Annotated in this window: 1 protein-coding gene; it reads left to right on the forward strand. The window is 68.6% G+C overall.

The window, feature by feature from the left end; all coding sequences use genetic code 11:
• Positions 1 to 207 (forward strand): ricin-type beta-trefoil lectin domain protein (locus WA788_RS35950; RefSeq protein ID WP_335984772.1); only part of this gene is annotated, 207 nt, incomplete at both ends.

Below are 207 nucleotides of genomic sequence, written 5' to 3' on the forward strand. Positions count from 1 at the left end.
CGGCACTACGGGTGCGTTGCGTGCGGTGGGTGCGGGCAAGTGCCTGGACGTGCCGAACTCCTCGGCGACGGCGGGGACCCAGGTGCAGATCTGGGACTGCAGCGGGCAGGCGAACCAGACCTGGACGCGTACCTCCTCCAACCAGCTCACCGTGACCACCGGAGGGGTCCAGATGTGCCTGGACGCCTACGACAACCAGACCGCAGC

This window comes from Streptomyces sp. CA2R106 (assembly GCF_037034245.1).
Lineage (GTDB): Bacteria > Actinomycetota > Actinomycetes > Streptomycetales > Streptomycetaceae > Actinacidiphila.